This is a genomic window from Streptomyces hokutonensis (assembly GCF_000376565.1).
Taxonomy (GTDB): domain Bacteria; phylum Actinomycetota; class Actinomycetes; order Streptomycetales; family Streptomycetaceae; genus Streptomyces; species Streptomyces hokutonensis.
Genome location: NZ_BARG01000047.1, coordinates 1 through 20922 on the forward strand (window position 1 = coordinate 1; position 20922 = coordinate 20922).

17 protein-coding genes are annotated in these 20922 nt (G+C 71.5%); 11 read left to right on the forward strand and 6 right to left on the reverse strand.

Annotated features, from left to right (window positions below; all coding sequences use genetic code 11):
• Together SSP08S_RS28775 and SSP08S_RS28780 are read left to right on the forward strand one after the other, a co-directional pair.
• A partial coding sequence (locus SSP08S_RS28775; protein ID WP_019071107.1) for a protein phosphatase 2C domain-containing protein occupies nt 1–1054 on the forward strand: 1054 nt, incomplete at its 5' end.
• A 73-nt stretch (nt 1055–1127) separates the two neighbouring features.
• On the forward strand, nt 1128–2870 hold the full coding sequence (locus SSP08S_RS28780) for a pyruvate dehydrogenase (RefSeq protein ID WP_019071108.1): 1743 nt from the start codon (nt 1128–1130) through the stop codon (nt 2868–2870).
• On the opposite strand, the gene SSP08S_RS28785 is transcribed toward SSP08S_RS28780, so the two are convergent.
• Nucleotides 2867–3949, reverse strand: a complete 1083-nt coding sequence (locus SSP08S_RS28785) for a helix-turn-helix domain-containing protein (RefSeq protein ID WP_019071109.1) — start codon at nt 3947–3949, stop codon at nt 2867–2869. The two genes, SSP08S_RS28780 and SSP08S_RS28785, sit on opposite strands and share 4 nt — an antisense overlap.
• A 183-nt stretch (nt 3950–4132) precedes the next feature.
• Here SSP08S_RS28785 and SSP08S_RS28790 point away from each other — a divergent pair, with 183 nt between their 5' ends.
• Together SSP08S_RS28790 and SSP08S_RS28795 are read left to right on the forward strand one after the other, a co-directional pair.
• Nucleotides 4133–4603: a hypothetical protein gene (locus tag SSP08S_RS28790; RefSeq protein WP_026178912.1), complete on the forward strand. Its 471-nt coding sequence runs from the start codon at nt 4133–4135 to the stop codon at nt 4601–4603.
• 518 nt (nt 4604–5121) lie between these two features.
• A complete protein-coding gene (locus SSP08S_RS28795; protein WP_019071111.1) occupies nt 5122–5520 on the forward strand; it encodes an ATP-binding protein in 399 nt (132 codons plus the stop codon).
• Between the two features lie 81 nt (nt 5521–5601).
• Here the strand turns inward: SSP08S_RS28795 and SSP08S_RS28800 are convergent, their stop codons facing one another.
• Together SSP08S_RS28800 and SSP08S_RS28805 are read right to left on the reverse strand one after the other, a co-directional pair.
• Nucleotides 5602–6633 carry a DUF2637 domain-containing protein gene (locus SSP08S_RS28800; protein ID WP_019071112.1) on the reverse strand — a complete coding sequence of 344 codons (1032 nt, stop codon included), beginning with the start codon at nt 6631–6633 and terminating at the stop codon, nt 5602–5604.
• 302 nt (nt 6634–6935) lie between these two features.
• Nucleotides 6936–7784, reverse strand: coding sequence for a (2Fe-2S)-binding protein (locus tag SSP08S_RS28805; RefSeq protein WP_019071113.1), 849 nt, complete (start codon nt 7782–7784; stop codon nt 6936–6938).
• A 157-nt stretch (nt 7785–7941) separates the two neighbouring features.
• Between SSP08S_RS28805 and SSP08S_RS28810 the strand changes: the two genes are divergently transcribed.
• Both SSP08S_RS28810 and SSP08S_RS28815 read left to right on the forward strand, forming a co-directional pair.
• A complete protein-coding gene (locus tag SSP08S_RS28810) occupies nt 7942–8754 on the forward strand; it encodes a GntR family transcriptional regulator (protein WP_019071114.1) in 813 nt (270 codons plus the stop codon).
• Nucleotides 8755–8882: 128 nt separating this feature from the next.
• Entirely contained in the window at nt 8883–9152 is a 270-nt protein-coding gene (locus SSP08S_RS28815) for a hypothetical protein (protein ID WP_019071115.1), read from the forward strand.
• 73 nt (nt 9153–9225) lie between these two features.
• Here SSP08S_RS28815 and SSP08S_RS28820 read toward each other — a convergent pair whose 3' ends face one another.
• Both SSP08S_RS28820 and SSP08S_RS28825 read right to left on the reverse strand, forming a co-directional pair.
• A complete protein-coding gene (locus tag SSP08S_RS28820; RefSeq protein ID WP_026178914.1) occupies nt 9226–10008 on the reverse strand; it encodes a hypothetical protein in 783 nt (260 codons plus the stop codon).
• Between the two features lie 117 nt (nt 10009–10125).
• Nucleotides 10126–11799: a PucR family transcriptional regulator gene (locus SSP08S_RS28825; RefSeq protein WP_019071117.1), complete on the reverse strand. Its 1674-nt coding sequence runs from the start codon at nt 11797–11799 to the stop codon at nt 10126–10128.
• Nucleotides 11800–12110: 311 nt separating this feature from the next.
• Here SSP08S_RS28825 and SSP08S_RS28830 point away from each other — a divergent pair, with 311 nt between their 5' ends.
• The 5 genes from SSP08S_RS28830 to SSP08S_RS28850 all read left to right on the forward strand — a co-directional run bounded on the left by SSP08S_RS28830 (nt 12111) and on the right by SSP08S_RS28850 (nt 18743).
• Nucleotides 12111–13001 (forward strand): FAD binding domain-containing protein, encoded by an 891-nt coding sequence (locus SSP08S_RS28830; protein ID WP_019071118.1) that lies wholly within the window; start codon nt 12111–12113, stop codon nt 12999–13001.
• On the forward strand, nt 13001–13573 hold the full coding sequence (locus tag SSP08S_RS28835) for a (2Fe-2S)-binding protein (RefSeq protein ID WP_019071119.1): 573 nt from the start codon (nt 13001–13003) through the stop codon (nt 13571–13573). The genes SSP08S_RS28830 and SSP08S_RS28835 overlap by 1 nt, the downstream gene beginning before the upstream one ends.
• 1 nt (nt 13574) lies before the next feature.
• Entirely contained in the window at nt 13575–15971 is a 2397-nt protein-coding gene (locus SSP08S_RS28840) for a xanthine dehydrogenase family protein molybdopterin-binding subunit (RefSeq protein WP_019071120.1), read from the forward strand.
• 113 nt (nt 15972–16084) lie between these two features.
• On the forward strand, nt 16085–17545 hold the full coding sequence (locus tag SSP08S_RS28845) for an NCS2 family permease (protein ID WP_019071121.1): 1461 nt from the start codon (nt 16085–16087) through the stop codon (nt 17543–17545).
• A 46-nt stretch (nt 17546–17591) separates the two neighbouring features.
• The gene (locus tag SSP08S_RS28850) at nt 17592–18743 is read left to right on the forward strand and encodes an XdhC family protein (protein WP_019071122.1); all 1152 of its coding nucleotides are present in this window, start codon (nt 17592–17594) and stop codon (nt 18741–18743) included.
• Nucleotides 18744–18753: 10 nt separating this feature from the next.
• Here the strand turns inward: SSP08S_RS28850 and SSP08S_RS28855 are convergent, their stop codons facing one another.
• Entirely contained in the window at nt 18754–20904 is a 2151-nt protein-coding gene (locus SSP08S_RS28855; protein ID WP_043259768.1) for a serine/threonine-protein kinase, read from the reverse strand.
• Between the last annotated feature and the right edge of the window lie 18 nt (nt 20905–20922).

The following is a 20922-nucleotide window of genomic DNA, read 5'->3' on the forward strand; positions in this document are numbered from 1 at the left end:
GCCCCCGGCCGCCCTCACCGGCCCGCCCCCCAGCCTCCCCGTCCTCGCACCACCACCCCCTCCGCCGCCCACACCCCCGCCCGCCTCCCTCGCCCTCGACTACGTCGGCTCCGGCCCTCCCACCTACGACGCCGAGCCCACCGCCCTCCCGCCCGCCGACCCGGACGACCTCGACGATCTGGTCGCGGACACCGTGCTGGACGGGGCGCGGTACGGGAGCAGCACGCTGCGGGCCGCCTCCGTGCGGGGCGACTCAGCGAGGTTCCGGGGTGAGCCGCGCCGGGACTCGCTGCTGACCGCGCGGTTCGGGGTCGGGGACCAAGCCCTGGTGCTGGTCGCGATGGCGACCGGGGCCCGGGCCACACCGGGGGCGCACCGTGCCGCCGCCGAGGCCTGTCACTGGATCGGGCGGGCCGTCGGACGCAGTCACGCCCGGCTCGCGGAGGACATCCGGGCCGCCCGGCGCGGTGACCTGAAATCCGGTCTGCACCGGCTGACCGACCGCAGTCTCGGCAAGCTCCGCGCCAGCGCCGCCGAGCAGGGCATCGACCCGGACGAGTACGCGGCCACCCTGCGCTGTCTCCTCCTGCCCGCGCACCCGGAGTGCCGTACCCGCGTCTTCTTCGGTGTCGGCCCCGGTGGTCTGTTCCGGCTGCGCGACGGGGAGTGGCAGGACATCGAGCCCAGCGTCGGAGACCTGACCGGCGAGGCCGTCGTCGGCTTCGGCTCGCAGCCCGCCGAGACCCCCGAGGGCGACCGGCTCACCATGGACCTCGGCATCCCGACCCCGCCGAGCCCGTACGAACCCGCCCCCGAACCGCCCCGCGAACCCTTCCGCTTCCGGGCCTCGGTCGCCCGCCCCGGCGACACCCTCCTGATGTGCACGGGCGGCCTCGCCGAACCGCTGCGCGGCGAGCCCGAGCTGTCCGCCCATCTGGCGGGCCGGTGGTCGGCCGCCACCCCGCCCGGGCTTGCCGCGTTCCTCGCCGACACCCAAGTGCGGGTCAAGGGTTATGCCGACGACCGCACGGCCGCCGCCGTTTGGGAGGCGTGAGGCCCCGGGCTGTGAATTCATGGAACCCAGAGGGATCCGCAGTACACCGGAAACCGAAGGGCACGCGAGAACCATGGCCAAGCAGAACGTTGCCGAACAGTTCGTCGACATCCTCGTCCGCGCCGGAGTCAAGCGCCTCTACGGCGTCGTCGGCGACAGCCTCAACCCGGTCGTCGACGCGATCCGCCGCAACTCCGCCATCGACTGGATCCACGTCCGGCACGAGGAGACCGCCGCCTTCGCCGCCGGCGCGGAAGCGCAGATAACCGGGAAGCTGGCGGCCTGCGCCGGCTCCTGCGGCCCCGGCAACCTGCACCTCATCAACGGCCTCTACGACGCCCACCGCTCCATGGCCCCGGTCCTCGCCCTCGCCTCGCAGATCCCGTCCAGCGAGATCGGCCTCGGCTACTTCCAGGAGACCCACCCCGAGCGGCTCTTCCAGGAGTGCAGTCACTACAGCGAACTGATCTCCAGCCCCAAGCAGATGCCCCGCCTCCTGCAGACCGCCATCCAGCACGCGGTCGGCCAGAGCGGTGTCAGCGTCGTCTCCCTCCCGGGCGACATCGCCGCCGAGCCCGCCCCGGAGAAGGCCGCCGAGACCGCCCTCGTCACCTCCCGCCCCTCCGTCCGCCCCGGCGACGCCGAGATCGAGAAGCTCGTCGAGATGATCGACGAGGCGGACAAGGTCACTCTGTTCTGTGGCAGCGGCGTCGCCGGCGCGCACGCCGAGGTGATGGAGTTCGCCGAAAAGATCAAGTCCCCGATCGGACACGCCCTGCGCGGCAAGGAATGGATTCAGTACGACAATAAATTCGATGTGGGCATGAGCGGACTGCTCGGCTACGGCGCCGCCTACGAGGCCACCCACGAGTGCGACCTGCTGATCCTCATCGGCACGGACTTCCCGTACAACGCGTTCCTGCCCGACGACGTGAAGATCGCCCAGATCGACGTACGGCCCGAACACCTCGGCCGGCGCTCGAAGTTGGACCTCGCGGTGTGGGGCGACGCGAAAGAGACGCTGCGTTGTCTCATCCCCCGGGTGAAGCCGAAGGGGGACCGGAAGTTCCTCGACCGGATGCTCAAGAAGCACGCCGACGCGCTGGAGGGGGTCGTCAAGGCGTACACGCGGAAGGTCGAGAAGCAGGTCCCGATCCATCCCGAGTACGTGGCCTCCGTACTCGACGAACTGGCCGACGAGGACGCCGTGTTCACCGTCGACACGGGCATGTGCAATGTGTGGGCCGCCCGCTACATCACGCCCAACGGCCGCCGCCGGGTGATCGGTTCGTTCTCCCACGGGTCGATGGCGAACGCGCTGCCCATGGCGATCGGCGCCCAGTTCACCGACACCGAGCGGCAGGTGATCTCGATGTCCGGCGACGGCGGATTCTCCATGCTGATGGGCGACTTCCTCACCCTCGTCCAGTACGACCTGCCGGTGAAGGTCGTCCTGTTCAACAACTCCTCTCTGGGAATGGTCGAGTTGGAGATGCTGGTCGCCGGTCTCCCCTCGTACGGCACCACCAACAAGAACCCCGACTTCGCCGCCGTGGCGCGCGCCTGTGGTGCCTACGGTGTGCGGGTCGAGAAGCCCAAGGACCTGGAGGGCGCGCTGAAGGCGGCTCTCAAGCACAAGGGCCCGGCCCTCGTCGATGTCGTCACCGACCCCAACGCGCTGTCCATCCCGCCGAAGATCAGCGCCGAGATGGTGACGGGCTTCGCGCTCTCGGCATCAAAGATCGTGCTGGACGGGGGAGTTGGGCGGATGTTGCAGATGGCCCGCTCCAACATCAGGAACGTGCGCGGGCTCTAACCGTCGTACGGCGCCCAGCCCTTCGCCGAGTACCAGTAGTGCGGCAGGCCCTTGATGCTCGTCGTGCGGAACGGCCTGCCGTGGTCGTCGATGCGGAGGGTGCCGGTGCGGCCCTGGGAGGACCAGCCGAGTTCGAGGTACCAGCGGCAGTCGCAGGTCTGGGTCCGGGCCTTGACGAGCAGTACCTCCGGATCCTGGGCGGAGACCCGGTACGGCAGGTGCACCGCGGGGACCGGCGTGCCCAGGTCGCTGCCGGCGACCGGGCGGGCCAGGGGGCGGCGGGCGTCCAGGTCCACCCCGAAGTAGCGGGGGCTGACCTCGCCGCCGCAACCCTGGTCCATGGCGTACGCGGTGCCGTGGACGGGGGCGGCCCGGCCCACGACCCGTACGCGCAGCGACTCCAGGACGACCGCCGTGGACGTCCGCCCCTGCACCGAGATCTCGACGTCGGTCTCCCGCCCGTGCACCGCGCGCTGTTTCGCCGCCCAGGTCCCGGCGTCCTCCGGGGCCGGGGGCGGTGGAACCCGCGCCGGTGGCTTCTCGACGACGTAGTCGTGGCTGCAATGGATGGCCCACGCCTGGGAGTTGGCGGTCCAGGTGAGGGGAGCGACGGGTGCGGACGGTGTGGGTGTGGTCCTGGGCTCGGCAGTGTGGTGGGTGGTGATCGCCGACAGGGTGCCCCACACCACGAGTACCGCGCACATCGCGGCGGCGGTGAGCGGGAGCCGGCGTCGGTACCAGGGGCCGCGGCTGGGCGTCGGCGCGGGGACCTCCTCCGGCACCGGCTCGGAGACCGGATTCCCGGCGGGCCTGGGCCGCTGCCGGGCCGCCACCGCCAGGATCCAGTACCGGTGCAGTCGCAGCCGTTCCTCCGGTGTCGCCCCGCACAGGGCCGCGAACCGCTCCACGGGGGCGAAGTCGAGCGGGACCGCCTCGCCCACGCAGTAGCGGTGCAGGGTCGAGGCGTTCATGTTCAGGCGGCGGGCCAACTGGCCGTAGCTGCGGTCCGTGCGGTCCTTCAGGCGCCGTAGCAGCGCCGCGAACTCCTCGACATCCTTGTCGTCGCCCTCGCCCGACACCGTTCCCCCGTGCGCGTCGCGTCCCGGGACGGCATCCCAGGCACTCCGTATATGAGGAGGTCAGCGGGGGTGGGACGGTTCCACCGTCGCGGGTTCGGTGTCGGCCGTTGCGGTCGGCCGGGCCGGGCGCCGAAGCTCGGAGCGACCACACAGCACGGCACCGAACCGAAACGGGGAACCCACGTGAACAGCAAGAAGGCCACGCGCCGCACCGCCCTCGCCGCCGGCCTCGCCCTCGCCCTCGGGCTGGGCGTGGCGGCCCAGGCCTCCGCAGGCGGCCCGCGCACTGTCAGCGGCTCACCCAACGACAACATCACCCGCATCGCCGACTTCTACGGCGCCTACATCGACGCCGAGAGCGACCTCGACAACGGCGGCGGCAAGCTCGCCCGGCAGCTGCGCGCGTACTACCTCACGCCCGCCTACCAGAAGCAGCTGACGGCCTGGGAGGACAGGAACCACGCCGACGGCGTCCTCCAGGCGCAGAACACGCCCCTCGGCTGGAAGGTCACCGACCACGGCACCGCCGGCTACACCGAGGCCGTCATCACCCTGACCTGGGGCGGCGGCGACACGACCGAGCTGGTCGTCGACATGACCCGTACGACCCACAAGATCTTCCACATCGGGACGAAGGGCATCGGCGGCAAGTAGGCCTCGCCAAGGGGCCGTCGGCGGGTTCCTGAGCGGCTGATTCCGGCCAGATTCGTGAAGCGTGAGCCGTCGGGGGCCCAACCGCCCCACGCCTTCGCGGACTACGGCCGGATCGGCAGCCCGGCATCGGCAGTCGGTGCGATCGCCGGTGGTCAGGACGGCACGAGGTGTCTGGTCCCGGCGCCGGAGACCACGACTTCGCGGAGGGGAACGTCCCGACCGGCCCGCCGGGGCCGCATGCTCCGTACGGTGGCCGTTCGACCGTACGGACGCCGCTGCCCCCGATTCCTCCGCCCCGCCGGATTCGGCCCAACCATGGCCGAACACCTGGTCGTTGACGATTCGACATGACTGGCCCGTTCCGCACGAGGGCATGGATCCCCGTGAACATGTTCGACAGGAGGGGAACCGGAAAACCGGCGCAGGCGGGGGTCATGAAGAGGCAGGCACGAGGGGGCGGTCCCACGGCGGTCGGGGCCTCCTCGGCGAAAACGGTGGAGGAAACGGCCGACAGCGCCATGGAACCGGCGCAGTCGCCTCAACTGAGGCGCAGACTCGGACGCGCGGACCTGGGGGCGGTGCCCGAAGCCCGCAGGGCGTTGCGTGAACTGTTACGGCACTGGGGGAGGCCGGGACGATCGGAGATAGCGGAGCTGCTCACGAGTGAACTCGTCACCAACGCGCTGATCCACACCGACCACGACGCCGTGCTGACGGCGACGGTCGGACCGCGTGGACTGCGCGTGGAGGTAAGGGACTTCGTGGCGCGAAGGCCGCGACTGCGCGCACCGATCGCCGACGACGGTACGCACGGGCGGGGCCTGGTCCTGGTGCAGTCCCTCGCGGACGCCTGGGGAGTGTCGCCCCACGGGGTGGGCAAGTCCGTCTGGTTCGAGCTCGATTCGGACGCGGCATGAGCAACGGGACGGGGGCGGCGTCCAGTTGGATGCCGCCCCCGTCCCGTTGTCGCCCGGTCCCGGACCTCGTGGTCCCGGATCTCAGCCGAACTGCTGCTCCAGGTCCTTGAGCTTGCGCTCGAGGGAGTCGAGCCGCGGCAGGGCCATGGTGTCGTCCTCCGCGGTGAGGTCGACGGTTATCGGGTCAGATGCCCCGCGGACTGGCTGGAGTGAGGGACGCGTGCGAACTGGCAGCGGTTCTCCGGTCGATAGAGCAGGCTCCGCGGAAGGCTGGGCGGAGCCGCGCTCCAGGGCCTGCGGTTCCGGCGACCGGCGGCCGATGAGGCCGCGCTGGCCCCGGCTTATGGCCTTGAGCTGGGCCCGCTCGATCCGCTGCTGGTCGCGGCGGCGCAGTCGGGTCTCTTCCTTCTTCGCCTTGTCCTCGCGCACCTCGTCGACCGCCTCGTCCAGGCTGCGCACGTTCTCCAGGAGCATCAGCGACCAGGCGCTGTAGGTCTCACGGGGGGCCCGCAGCCAGCGGACGATACGGATCTGGGGCAGCGGACGCGGCACGAGACCCTGCTCGCGCAGCGCGGCACGACGGGTCTGCTTCAGCGCGCGGTCGAACAGGACCGCGGCCGACAGCGACATGCCGGAGAAGAACTGCGGAGCGCCCGCGTGGTCGACACCCCTGGGCGCGTGCACCCAGTTGAACCAGGCGGCCGCGGCCGCGAACGTCCATACGAGTATCCGGGAGCCGAGGGCCGCGTCACCGTGGCTGGCCTCGCGGACCGCGAGGACGGAGCAGAACATGGCCGCGCCGTCGAGGCCGAACGGGACCAGGTACTCCCAGCCGTCGGTGAGGCCGAGGTTCTCCTGGCCGAAGCCGACCAGTCCGTGGAAGGAGAGTGCCGCGGCGACCGCCGCACAGCAGAACAGAAGGACGTAGGAGGCGATGCCGTATATGGCTTCCTTGCGCCTGCGGCGCTCCTCCGTGCGCTCCCACGAGTCGTCTTTCGCGTGCTCCCCGCCGGACCGCTTGCTCCGCGCGAGCACCGCAACCGCCGCCAGCATGCCCAGGAGCAGTACGGCGCCGGGAAGCAGCCAGTTAAGCGATATGTCGGTCAGTCTCATCTGGGGTCCCTTGCATTGGGATAGGGCGTAACGCCCGCCATAGTGGCCCAATCCCAACGGCCCTCAGGCGTTTTCGGGGCAAGAGGCCGCCAAGGAGGTGCAAGGGGATGCCCAGGGCGGCTTTCTGCTCGAACTGCCGCTTGAGGGGCGGGAGTTGAGTTCGAATAAGACTACCCGTACGGGTGGTTCCACGGAAAGTTCCTGCGACAAGTGAGGAAGTTGTGAAGCACCTGTAACCGGGCGGGCGTCTCGTTCGCGGCGATCCTAGCGGGCCCGGAAACGGGCCCCGCACTGAGGGTCCCTCAACTCGCGGCGGCGGCCAGCAGTTTGGTGACCCGCTCCGCCTCGCAGGAGCGCGGACAGGTCGGGCAGGCGTCCAGCGCGTCCAGCGTGTAGTACATGCAGCAGCTCGCCCGGTCCCGGGTCGGCAGCACCTCGCCGTTCGGCCCGGTGACCTCGCGGAACGCGGCGGACCCGACGTAGGGCTTGGTCGCGCCCGGCAGCAGCCGCTCCAACTCCCGTACTGCCCGCGGCTGTTCGCCGAAGAGATCGGCGACGTACCAGATCCCCTCCACGACCTCGTCGGTCGCCATGCCCCACAGCGCGCGGCCCCGCCGCCGCATCCGCGGGCCGAAGCCGGCCAGCAGGGGCTCCATGTGCTCGGCGACCGCGGCCCGCACCTCCGCCCGCAGCGCCTCCTCGTCCGCGACCACGCGTGCACCGGGCAGCGCCGCCGCCGGATCGCCGGGCAGACAGGCGAACGAGTCGGTGCGCACGACGAGGTGGCCCATGTCGAGGCCCTCGGCGGTGCGGTCGTATGTGACGTGGTTCACGGGGAGACGGGGGACCCGGCGGTGCAGGAACCACGGGACCGTGAACAGGAGGCAGACCGGCCAGGCGTAGCGGTGCAGGCCGAAGGTGGCTATCACGTCCGGGCGGCCCGGTCGGCCGTGGTCGCGCAGGACCTGGGCGTCGTCCCATGCCAGGAAGGCATCCAGACCCGAGCCGCCCTCGGCGAGCGCGGCGGCCGAGGCCCAGCCGCCGCCGGTCGGGAGTGGTTGTTCCAGGGGGAGTTCGGTGATCGCGAGCCCGGGGACGACCTCGGTGAGGCGGGCGTACGCGTCCGCTACGGCCGAAGAGGGCAGGGGCATGCCGGGACCACCGATTCGCCGTTGGTTTAAAGGTAAGGCTTACCTTACCCAAGTGAATCGAGATTTGAACTAGTCCGATCTGCGCCTAAGGTGCTTGACGGGCGAGTAACAAGCAGCCGTAATGACCCCAAGTACCGACACGTCCGGAGGAGGACCCGTGAAGCAGGGCGCGCAGGGCTCCGCCGGGACCGGCATACCGGACCCGCGTACCCGAGGAACCCGGGTGCCGCCCCAGCCGCGCGCCGCCGACGTGGACCGCGACCGGGACCGGGACCTCGCGGACGGCGCGGACGCCGTGCGCGGCGAGCACACGCACAGCGAGACGCCGTTCCCGCGGCCCCGGCAGGCCCTCCAGCGGCCCTCCGTGCGCGGCCAGATACTCGACGCCCTGCGCACCGCGCTCGTCGGCGGCGAACTCACCCCGGGCGAGGTCTACTCCGCGCCCGCGCTCGGCGACCGGTTCGGTGTCTCCGCCACACCCGTGCGTGAGGCCATGCAGCAGCTCGCCACCGAGGGTGCCGTCGAGGTCGTGCCGAACCGGGGTTTCCGCGTCGTCGAGCGCGGCGCCCGGGAACTCGCCGAGCTGGCGGAGATCCGCGCCCTGATCGAGGTCCCCGTGATGCTGCGGCTGGCCCGTACGGTGCCCACCGCCCGCTGGGCCGACCTGCGCCCGCTGGCCGAGCGGACCGTGCGCGCCGCGTCCTCCGGGTGCCGGGCGACCTACGCCGAGTCGGACCGGGCCTTCCACCGCGCGGTCCTCGCCCTCTCCGGCAACGAACAGCTCGTCCACCTCGCCGAGGACCTGCACCGCCGCACCCAGTGGCCGCCGGCCGGCGGCTCCGCCACGCGCGGACGGGCCGACCTGGTGGCCGACGCGGCCGAACACCTCGCGCTGGTCGAGGCGTTGGGCGCGGGGGAGTGGGACGTGGCGCAGTCACTGGTGCGGGAGCACTTCGCGGGCGCCGAGTGACACCGAATATGTGACTCCGGTCACGAGCGGGTCCGGGTCCGGCGACCGTCGGCCCCGACGGGAACCCGCCCGGCCGATGGTGACGTGCCCCACGGAAAGGGATGTCCGTTCCGTGGGGGAGAGCGCCGATGTTTCCGGATCCCGGCCAGCAGGCCGCGCAGCGAGCCGCGCAGCGAGGTGCCGAGCAGTCGGCGCGACAGGCGGCACAGGACGGGATGCGGGCCGCGCAGGCGGGAGCCCGGCGCGGCAACTCCCGTTCCGGCGGCGGCCTGTTGAGCTTTCTGCTGCTCGTCGCCGTCGTGGTGCTGGTCGCGCGCGACCCCGAACTCTGGGCGTCCGTCCTGCACTTCGTCCACCACGTCGTGAACGTCGTCCAGAACCGGGCCGACGGCTCCTGACCCACGTCGTTGCGGCGCCCGCCCCCGGTACCGTCACCTACGCCGTGGCCGCGCCCGCCCCCGGTACCGTCACCTATGCCGTGGCCGCCCCCGGCGCGGGCACCGCCAACTGCCGTGCCAGCCACGTCGGTACACCGCCGAGCAGCCGGAACAGCCGCCGCGCCTCCTCGCGCAGCCGGGACGCCTCCGGCTCGGCCTCCGCGTCCGCGAGCGACGCGAGGGCCGGTGCCGTACCGACGAGGTAGCCCAACTCCTCCCGGATGCGCAGCGATTCGGCGAAGCCGTGCCGGGCCTCCGCCAACTCCCCGTCGCGCAGGGCGAGTCCGGCCAGATGGCGCCAGGTGAACGACAGCAGCAGCGGGTCGGCGTGGTCGGCGGCGCCCGCGTGGGCCCGTCGGTACGCGGCCCGGGCGGCCTGCGGCGAACGCGCCAGGTTCTCCGCGAGCAGCCCGCGCCGGAAGTCCAGCAGTGCCCGTCCACCGCCGCCCGGCGGGATCAGCGCCGCCGCCCGCCCGAGCGCGGCCCGTGCCTCGTCGGCGCGGTCACGGACCCCGTGCAGGGTGGCCGCGTAGGCGAGGTACCCGCGCTCACAGGCCGCCGCGCCCCGCTCGTCGTCACTGTGGGCCAGCGCCTCCGCCGTCCGCAGCGCGTCGTCGGCCTCTTCCCAGCCCTGCTCGGTGTAGAGGCACCGCTCCACGAACAGGGCGGTCCGCTGGAGGGCCGTCGCCGCGGTGTCGGGCCGCAGCAGCGCCGCCGCGTCGACCCAGCAGGCCCGCGAGCGCAGCCGCCACACCGCGGTCTGGAGGGGATCGTCACCAGCGGTCGTTCCGTATCCAGACATGGCGGAATGCGCCACGTTGCCCTCCCCGAGCACACCATTGAGCTGTTGAGTGGTGGCCGCATCTCAGCACGGATCAGGCGGCCCGGCCAAGAGGGTGGGTGAAAGAATTCACAAAGTCGTGGGATCCCCGGGTCAGCTCATTCGCAGTGCCAGGAAGAAATCCAGCTTGTCCTCGAGGCGCGAGAGGTCCCGACTCGTCAACTGCTCGATCCTGCCGACCCGGTAGCGCAGCGTGTTGACGTGCAGGTGCAGCCGGGTCGCACAGCGGGTCCAGGAGCCGTCGCACTCCAGGAACGCCTCCAGCGTCGGAATCAGCTCGGCGCGGTGCCTGCGGTCGTAGTCGCGCAGCGGGTCGAGGAGCCGCGCGGTGAACGCCCGCCGTACGTCGTCCGGCACGAACGGCAGCAGCAGCACGTGCGAGGCCAGCTCCTGGTGGCCCGCCGCGCACACCCGCCCGGCGCGCGCCGCCGCCACCCGCCGCGCGTGCCGCGCCTCCTCCAGCGCCCCGCGCAGCCCCTCCGCCGAGTGCACGGCCGCGCTCACCCCCAGCGTCACCCGCCCGTCGTCGTCGAGCCCGGCCGACAGCGGATCCCGTACGGCCGCCAGGAGCACGTCCGCGTGGAGCCCGGACTCGGAGCCGTCGTGCTCCGCCGACACCGCGGGCAGCGGTACGAGCGCGATCGCCTCGTCGCCCGTGTGGGCCACGGCGATCCGGTCGGAGGGCTCGGGACCCGTCGTCAGCGGGTCGACGAGGATCTCCTCCAGGAGCGACTGGGCGACCGGTCCCGCCTCGATGTCGCCGCCGTCCCACTCGACCCGGGCCACCACCACCTGCCAGTGCGGGGCGGCCCCCAGCCCGGGCAGCAGAACCGGCGCGGCCACCCGCAGCCGCGCGGCGATCTCGGCCGGCGCGGCACCCGTCTGGACCAGCTCCAGGACCTCCTGCGCGAGCCGTCTGCGGACCGTGCGGGCCGCGTCCCGCCGGTCCCGCTCGACCGCGATCAGCTGCGTGACGCCCTGGAGCAGGTCCAGCCGTTCGTCGGGCCAGTCCCCGGCGTCCGCCTCGACGGCCAGCAGCCAGTCCGACAGCACCGTCTCGCGCACGTCCCGCGAGCCCTGCGGCGAACGTCCGCTGCTGCGGATCGGGAACAGGGAGTACGTCGACGCCCCCAGCGCCAGCCGGTGCGGTCCCCGGCGGCCCGTGCGGGCGGCGGCCAGGTGCTCGGCGGCCAGCTTGGCGCACACGTCCACGGGCAGCGCGGCCCCCGCCACCTTCGAGCCCGCGATCAGCCGCCCGGTCGGCGACAGCACCCACGCCCGCAGATCGAGGTCGGAGCCCAGCAGGTCCAGGACCACGTCCGGGCCGCCGCCCGCCGGACCCGAGGTCATCATCCGCCGGTGCCGGTCCACGACGGCGGCCAGGTCACCGGCCCGCTCACCCGACACCTGCCGTACGACGTGCTCGGTGATCGTCGCGAACGCCACCGACTCGTTGACCGCGAACAGCGGAAGCCGGTGCTTGGCGCAGGCGGTCACGAGGTCGTCCGGGATGTCGCCGAGCTCGGCCTCGCCGGCGGCCAGCGCGGCCACCCCGGCGGACACCAGGAGCCGTACGAACGGCTCGGAGTCGGAGGCGCTCCGGCGCCAGGCCAGACCGGTCAGGACCAGCTCGCCGCCCGACAGATAGCGGCTGGGGTCCCGCAGGTCGGTGGTCATCACCCCGCGTACCGTGCGGTCCAGCTCGTCCGCCCCGCCGAGCAGCCGCAGCCCCAGCGCATCGGTGTCCAGAAGTGCGCGCAGCCGCATCGCCGTCGCCGCCGTTCTTTGTCTAGAAAACTACGATGAACCAAGAGGTTCTGTGGGTGCGGGGCCGTGCGGGGCTGTTTCCCACGTTTCCACAGGGAATCGGAGGGGTTACTGATGACCTCCGTTCATACGAATCTACAAGATGCCCGCGCTGGCCAGCCAACTCCTTCATGGTTTCCGTGACTGACCCCCGGGAGCACGGCCCTGTGTACTGACCTCACGCTGCATTAACAGCGCATGAACGAGCCGGGCCCGCCGCACACGAACTGGCTTGATCCGTACGACCCACGAGACGAAGAAGAGAGCCGGTCATGGACTTCCTTCGCCCCGCAAGCTGGGAGGAGGCGCTCGCCGCCAAGGCAGAGCACCCCACCGCAGTACCGATCGCGGGCGGCACCGATGTGATGGTCGAGATCAACTTCGACCACCGCCGGCCCGAGTACCTGCTCGACCTGAACCGCATCGGTGATCTCTACGAGTGGGAGGTCGGCGCCGACAGCGTGCGGCTCGGGGCCTCGGTCCCGTACACCCGGATCATGGAGCACCTGCGCGCCGAGCTGCCGGGCCTCTCCCTCGCCTCGCACACGGTCGCCTCCCCGCAGATCCGCAACCGCGGCGGCGTCGGCGGCAACCTCGGCACCGCCTCCCCGGCCGGCGACGCCCACCCCGCGCTCCTCGCGGCCGGCGCCGAGGTCGAGGCCGAGTCGGTGCGAGGCACCCGGCTCATCCCGATCGACGAGTTCTACACCGGCGTGAAGCGCAACGCGCTCGCGCCCGACGAGCTGATCCGCGCCGTCCACATCAAGAAGGCGGACGGCCCGCAGCAGTACTCGAAGGTCGGGACACGGAACGCCATGGTGATCGCCGTGTGCGCCTTCGGTCTGGCGCTGCACCCCGACACCCGCACGGTCCGCACCGGCATCGGCTCGGCCGCGCCGACACCCGTCCGGGCGAAGGCCGCCGAAGAATTCCTGAACGCGGCGCTCGACGAGGGCGGCTTCTGGGACAACGGCCGGATCATCACCCCGTCGGTCGCCAAGCAGTTCGCGGACCTGTGCGCCGCCGCCTGCAACCCGATCGACGACGTCCGGGGCACCGCGAGCTACCGCCGCCACGCGGTCGGCATCATGGCCCGCCGCACCCTGACCTGGACCTGGGAGTCGTACCGCGGCACCGCCGCTCACACGGAGGGAGTCGCGTAATGCGCGTCAATTTCACGGTCAACGGCCGCCCGCAGGAAGCGGACGACGTGTGGGAGGGCGAGTCCCTGCTGTACGTACTGCGCGAGCGGATGGGCCTGCCGGGTTCGAAGAACGCGTGCGAGCAGGGCGAGTGCGGTTCCTGCACGGTCCGGCTGGACGGCGTTCCGGTGTGTTCGTGTCTGGTCGCCGCCGGGCAGGTCGAGGGCCGCGAGGTCGTCACCGTCGAGGGCCTCGCGGACTACGCCGCACAACGCTCCTGCGGAACAGGCGCCTGCGGTACGTCACTTGACGAGGCCAAGGACCGGAAAGCGAAACCGCTCGACTCCCAGACCGGCGAGGGCACTCAACTCGCCCCCATCCAGCAGGCGTTCATCGATGCCGGCGCCGTCCAGTGCGGCTTCTGCACCCCCGGTCTCCTCGTCGCCGCCGACGAGATGCTGGAGCACAACCCGAACCCGACCGACGCGGACATCCGCGAGGCGCTCTCGGGCAACCTGTGCCGCTGCACCGGCTACGAGAAGATCATGGACGCGGTCCGCCTGGCGGCCGCCCGGCAGGGAGAGGCGGTCTGACATGCCCGTAAAAGGCACCCCCATCGGCACTCCCGCCAAGGTCACCCAGCGCTCCAAGACCAAGGGCGGCATCGGCGAGTCCACGCTCCGCCCGGACGGCACCCTCAAGGTCACCGGCGAGTTCGCGTACTCCTCCGACATGTGGCACGAGGACATGCTCTGGGGCCAGATCCTGCGCTCCACGGTCGCCCACGCCGAGATCGTCTCCATCGACACGGTCGAGGCGCTCAAGACGCCCGGCGTCTACGCCGTCATGACCTACGACGACCTCCCGACCGACGTGAAGAACTACGGCCTGGAGATCCAGGACACCCCGGTCCTCGCGCACGGCAAGGTCCGCCACCACGGCGAGCCGGTCGCGATCGTCGCCGCCGACCACCCGGAGACCGCACGCCGTGCGGCCGCGAAGATCAAGGTCGAGTACCGCGAACTCCCGGTCATCACCGACGAGTCGTCCGCGACCGCGCCGGACGCGATCCTCGTCCACGAGAACCGCGACGACCACCACATCGGCCACGTCCCGCACCCGAACATCGTGCACCGCCAGCCGATCGTCCGCGGAGACGTCGAATCCGCCCGCGAGCGCGCCGACTTCATCGTCGAGGGCGAGTACACCTTCGGCATGCAGGACCAGGCGTTCCTGGGCCCCGAGTCCGGCCTCGCGGTCCCCGCCGAGGACGGCGGCGTCGACCTCTACATCGCCACCCAGTGGCTGCACTCCGACCTGCGCCAGATCGCGCCCGTCCTCGGCCTGCCCGAGGACAAGGTCCGGATGACGCTCTCCGGAGTCGGCGGCGCGTTCGGCGGCCGCGAGGACCTGTCGATGCAGATCCACGCGTGCCTGCTGGCGCTGCGCACCGGCAAACCCGTGAAGATCGTCTACAACCGCTTCGAGTCCTTCTTCGGCCACGTCCACCGCCACCCCGCCAAGCTCCACTACGAGCACGGCGCCACGAAGGACGGCAAGCTCACCCACCTCAAGGCCAGGATCGTCCTGGACGGCGGCGCCTACGCCTCGGCCTCCCCGGCGGTCGTAGGCAACGCCTCGTCGCTCGGCGCAGGCCCCTACGCCGTCGACAACGTCGACATCGAGGCCATCGCCCTCTACACCAACAACCCGCCCTGCGGCGCGATGCGAGGCTTCGGCGCGGTGCAGGCGTGCTTCGCCTACGAGGCCCAGATGGACAAGCTCGCCGACAAGGTGGGCATGGACCGGGTCGCGTTCCGTCAGCTCAACGCGATGGAACAGGGCACCGTCATGCCGACAGGGCAGGTCGTCGACTCGCCCGCCCCGGTCGCCGAACTCCTGCGCCGCGTCAAGGCGATGCCCATGCCGCCCGAGCAGCAGTGGCTCGCGGCCGGAGAGGCCGCCGACGTACGGCAGTTGCCGGGCGGTCTGTCCAACACTACGCACGGCGAAGGCGTCGTACGAGGCGTCGGCTACGCAGTCGGCATCAAGAACGTCGGCTTCTCCGAGGGCTTCGACGACTACTCGACGGCCAAGGTCCGCCTGGAAGTCGTGGGCGGTGAGCCCGTCGCCGTCGTGCACACCGCGATGGCGGAGGTCGGCCAGGGCGGTGTCACCGTGCACGCGCAGATCGCCCGCACCGAGCTGGGCGTCACCCAGGTGACCATCAACCCGGCGGACACGCAGGTGGGTTCGGCGGGTTCGACCTCCGCGTCCCGGCAGACGTACGTCACCGGCGGCGCCGTGAAGAACTCCTGCGAGCTGGTCCGCGAGAAGGTCCTGGAGATGGGCCGCCGCAAGTTCGGTACGTATCACCCCGCTTGGGCCACCGCCGAACTCCTGCTGGAGGGCGGCAAGGTCGTCACCGACGCGGGCGAGGTCCTCGCCGATCTCGTCGACGTCCTCGAAGGCGAGGCCGTGGAGATCGAGGCGGAGTGGCGGCACCGGCCGACCGAGGCCTTCGACCTCCGTACCGGACAGGGCTTCGGCCACGTCCAGTACACCTTCGCCGCGCACCGCGCCGTCGTCGAGGTCGACACAGAGCTCGGCCTGGTGAAGGTGATCGAGCTGGCCTGCGCGCAGGACGTCGGCAAGGCGCTCAACCCGCTGTCCGTGATCGGCCAGATCCAGGGCGGTACGACCCAGGGCCTCGGCATCGCGGTCATGGAGGAGATCATCGTCGACCCCAAGACCGCCAAGGTCAGGAACCCGTCCTTCACGGACTACCTGATCCCCACCATCCTCGACACACCGACCATTCCGGTCGATGTGCTCGAACTCGCCGACGAGCACGCCCCGTACGGGCTGCGCGGCATCGGCGAGGCACCCACCCTGTCGTCGACTCCGGCCGTACTCGCGGCCGTTCGGAACGCGACCGGGCTGGAACTGAACAGGACACCGGTACGCCCGGAGCACCTCACCGGTATGTGACCTCCGGGTCCCCCTTGTTCGTCTCGGGCCGTCCCCCGGGTCGTCCATCCCAAATCCCGCACGCCGTCGAACGCGGCGGGCGGGTGCCCCTGTGAACCTTGGGAGATGGCCCCATGACCCAACAGTCCCTGGAACCCAGGACCGCCGCCGAAGACGCGGGTGAAGGAACCCGCGTCCCGGCCGGCCGGTCCTGGCTCGACCGCTACTTCCACATCTCGAAACGGGGATCGACCGTCGCGCGCGAGGTGCGCGGCGGAGTCACCACCTTCATGGCGATGGCGTACATCCTGCTGCTCAACCCCCTGATCCTGTCCGGCAAGGACGCGGCGGGGGACACGCTCGGCCAGAAGGGCCTGATCACCGCGACCGCGTTCGCGGCGGCCCTCACCACGCTCCTGATGGGCTTCGTCGGCAAGGTGCCGCTGGCCCTGGCCGCCGGGCTCTCCGTCTCCGGAGTGCTCTCCTCGCAGGTCGCCCCGCAGATGACCTGGCCGCAGGCGATGGGCATGTGCGTGATCTACGGCGTCGTCATCATGCTGCTCGTCGTCACCGGCCTGCGCGAGATGATCATGAACTCGATCCCGCTCGCGCTGAAACACGGCATCACGATGGGCATCGGCCTGTTCATCGCGCTCATCGGCTTCTACAAGTCGGGCTTCGTGCACCAGGGCAGGGCGACCCCGGTCACCCTCGGCCCGGCGGGCGAACTCGCGGGCTGGCCCGTCCTGTTGTTCGCCGGCACCCTGCTCCTCATCTTCATGCTCCAGGCCCGCAACCTGCCCGGCGCCATCCTCATCGGCATCATCACCGGCACGGTCGTCGCCGCGGTCCTGAACGCCGCCGGAGTCATCGACCCCAAGCAGTGGGCGAGCGGCTCCGCCCCCGAACTGCACGGCAGCGCGGTCTCGATGCCCGACTTCTCGCTCTTCGGCCATGTGGAGTTCGGGGGTTGGGGCAAGGTCGGCGCGATGACGGTCGGCATGATCGTGTTCACGCTCGTGCTGGCCGGCTTCTTCGACGCGATGGCCACCATCATCGGCGTCGGCACGGAGGCGAAACTCGCCGACGACAAGGGCCGGATGCCGGGCCTGTCCAAGGCGCTGTTCATCGACGGCGCCGGCGGCGCGATCGGCGGTGTCGCGGGCGGCTCGGGCCAGACCGTCTTCATCGAGTCGGCGACGGGAGTCGGGGAGGGCGCCCGCACGGGCCTCGCCTCGGTCGTCACCGGACTGTTCTTCGCCGCCTGTCTGTTCTTCACCCCGCTCACCGCGATCGTCCCGCAGGAGGTCGCGTCCGCCGCCCTGGTCGTCATCGGCTCGATGATGCTGATGAACGCCCGGCACGTGGACTGGGCCGACCGTGCCACCGCGATTCCCGTGTTCCTGACGGTGGTTGTGATGCCCTTCACCTACAGCATCACGGCGGGCGTCTCCGCGGGCGTCATCTCGTACGTCGCGATCAAGACAGCCCAGGGCAAGGCACGCGAGATCGGCGCGTTCATGTGGGGCCTGACCGTCATCTTCCTGGTGTACTTCGCCCTCCACCCGATCGAGGGCTGGCTCGGCGTTCACTAGCCGGCGCCCCAACTCCCCTTCCCCGCAACCCCGTCAGGAGACCGAGATGCTGGACATCGCCGAAGAGCTGCACCGGTGGGTCGAGCAGGGCCGCGACTTCGCCGTCGCCACCGTGGTGGCCGTCGGCGGCAGCGCACCCCGCCAGCCGGGCGCCGCCCTCGCGGTGGACGCAGACGGCACGGCCATCGGCTCGGTCTCCGGGGGCTGCGTGGAAGGCGCGGTCTACGAACTGTGCCAACAGGCCCTCACCGACGGCGAAACCGTCGTGGAGCGCTTCGGCTACAGCGACGAGGACGCCTTCGCCGTGGGCCTCACCTGCGGCGGAGTCATCGACATCCTCGTCACACCGGTACGGGCCGAAGACCCCGCCCGCCCGGTGATCACCGCCGCCCTCTCGACCGCGACGAGCGGTGGGGCGGCGGCACTGGCCCGGATCGTCTCGGGCCCGACCCACCTGCGGGGGCGCGCACTTGTCGTCCACCCCGACGGCTCCTACGACGGCGGCTTCGGCGCCCACCCCGAACTGGACCGTACGGTCGCCGCCGAGGCCGCCGCCCAGCTGGACGCCGGCCGCACCGGCACCGTCGAGATCGGCGAGCAGGGCTCCCGCTGCGGGGCCCCGCTCACCGTCCTGGTCGAGGCCTCGGTGCCACCGCCCCGGATGATCGTGTTCGGCGCGATCGACTTCGCCTCCGCGCTGGTCCGCATCGGCAAGTTCCTCGGCTACCGCGTGACGGTGTGCGACGCCCGCCCCGTCTTCGCCACCAGGGCCCGCTTCCCCGAGGCCGACGAGATCGTCGTCGAGTGGCCGCACAGGTACCTGGAGCGCACGGACGTCGACGCCCGTACCGTCCTGTGCGTCCTCACCCACGACGCCAAGTTCGACGTCCCGCTGCTCCAGCTCGCCCTGCGCCTCCCGGTGGCGTACGTCGGCGCGATGGGCTCCCGCCGCACCCACCTCGACCGCAACGAGCGACTGCGCGAAGTCGGCGTCACGGAACTGGAGTTGGCGCGCCTGAGGTCCCCGATCGGCCTCGACCTCGGCGCCCGGACACCGGAGGAGACGGCCCTGTCGATCGCCTCCGAGATCGTCGCCAACAGGCGCGGCGGCAGCGGCATTTCGCTCACCGGCGCACACACCCCGATCCACCACGACACGACCTCGCTGCCCGCCCGGCGGATCGGTTCGGTGGCCTGAACTCCCGCTGTCAGCGCGGCAGAACGGGCCGGTCCGTGCGTACGGAGAAGGCCGTGTCGCCCGCCACCGCCACCAGGGCGTCCTTGACGAGCAGGGTGTACGGGACGGTGTCGTCCGTGGAATCACCGGGGTTCTGGAGCGCGGAAGTGCGCCAGCGGACCGTGCCGGTACGCGCGTTCACGGCCAGCAGCCGGCCGAACCGGTTGGCGAAGTAAAGGGTGTTGGACTTCGCCGAGAGCACCGGCGCCGACAGGTTCTCGATCTCCGTCGCCCGCTGCCACAGCTGCTTGCCGTCGCTCGCGCGCACGGCGGTGACCGTGCCGTTCGGGCGGACGAAGTGGATGACGCCCTTGAGGAGGGTGGGGGTGCCGCGCGCCGCGCCCGGCAGCGGGATCCGCTCGCCCCCGTCGGCGGGGTCCACCTCTTCCAGGGCGGTGTACGGCTGGTCCTCGCCACTGCCGAAGGAGCCCTCGGCCAGCTTCGGTACCGCGAACACCAGACGTTCGCCGCTGACGCCCAACGGCTCGGCGCCCGTGGGCAGTTGGGCGATCTCCTTGGACGTGCCGTCCGCCGGGTTGAGGTGCAGGAGGGCGACGCCGCCCTTGCTGGGATCGTCCGCCGGAGTGCACAGGCCGTAGGGGGTGCCGTCAAGGACGGCCGGGGTGCAGGCGTCCCCGGCGGACGACTTGGCCGGCGCGGTCCACAGTTCGTGGCCCGTCGGGTCGTAGGCGACGAACTTCGTCGCGTTCTCGTCCATCGCCAGGATTCCGCCGTCGAACATGACGGCGTTCCGGTCCTCGCTCACCGGGTGCGCCCACAGCTGGCTGCCGGTCCTCGCGTCCAGGGCGACCAGCCGCCGGGTGACGAAGGTCTGCGTCGAGTCCGGCTTCACGTAGGTGAAGACGCGGCCGTCCTCGACGCCGACGGGGCGCGAGGTCTCCGGACTGGTGCCCGACCGCCAGGCGACCCGGCCGGAGGCGGCGTCGAGCGCGGTGACCGTGAAGCCGGTGCCGGCGCAGTAGACGAGGGTGCCGGCGCCCGTCACACACCCGGACTCCAGCTCGTCGAGGGGCTCGCCGGTCTTGGCCGTGAGCAGACTCGCCCGCCACGGCCGCCAGCCGGCGGGCAGGGTCACGGCGGACGCGGAGCGCGTGGCCGCGGCGGGTGCGGTCGTGCCCGTGGTGCCGCTCGACACCCAGTGCAGGGTCGTGAGGCCGAGGCCCGTGACGGCGAGTGCGGTGGCGACCGCGATGACGAGCCGCCGCGTCCGGCGCCTGCGCGGCCCGCTCTCCGGGACGGTCACGGAAGTGCCGGGGCGGGGGCGTTCTCCTCCCGGCGGGGACACCACCGTGGCGGACTCGGGCAGGGTCAGCAACATGCCATGGAGGTCGGCGAGTCGGGGACGGGCCGTCGCCTCCTTGTCGAGACAGCGCTCGGCGATGCTCCGCAGCGGCTCCGGTACACCGTCCAACCGGGGCTGCTCGTGCATGACTTGATAGCCCGTCAAGTACGGGCTGGCGCCGTCGAAGGGCCGGTTGCCGGTGGCCGCGTACACCAGCAGCGAGCCCAGCGAGAAGATGTCGGAGGCGGCCGTCACGTCCCGGGGCGCCGCGAACTGCTCCGGGGACATGAAGGGCGGAGTGCCGATCAGCCGGCCTGTCACGGTGAGGGTCTGGTTGTCGGCGGCGCGCGAGATCCCGAAGTCGATGACCCGGGGACCGTCCTCGGCGAGCAGCACATTGCTCGGCTTCAAGTCCCGGTGCACCACACCGGCTTGATGGATGTCCCGCAGCGCCTCGACGAGCCCGAGGGCCAGGGTGCGCAGGGTCCGGCCGCCCAACGGGCCGTCCTTCTCGACGACTTCGGCGAGCGTACGGCCCGGCACGTACAGCGTCGCCATCCACGGGACCTCGGCATCGGGGTCCGCGTCCACGACGGGCGCGGTGAACGCGCCGCTCACCCGGCGGACGGCGGCGATCTCCTGCCGGAACCGGGCCCGGAACTCCTCGTCCTGCGCGTACTGCGCGTGCACGACCTTGACCGCGACCTGCCGCCCCGAGGCCGACCGCCCGAGATACACGACACCCATCCCGCCGCTGCCGAGCCGGTCTCCGAGCACATAGCCGCCAATGGACTCCGCATCCCCGCGGTGAAGCGCCATCGGCCGGTCACCCTTCCC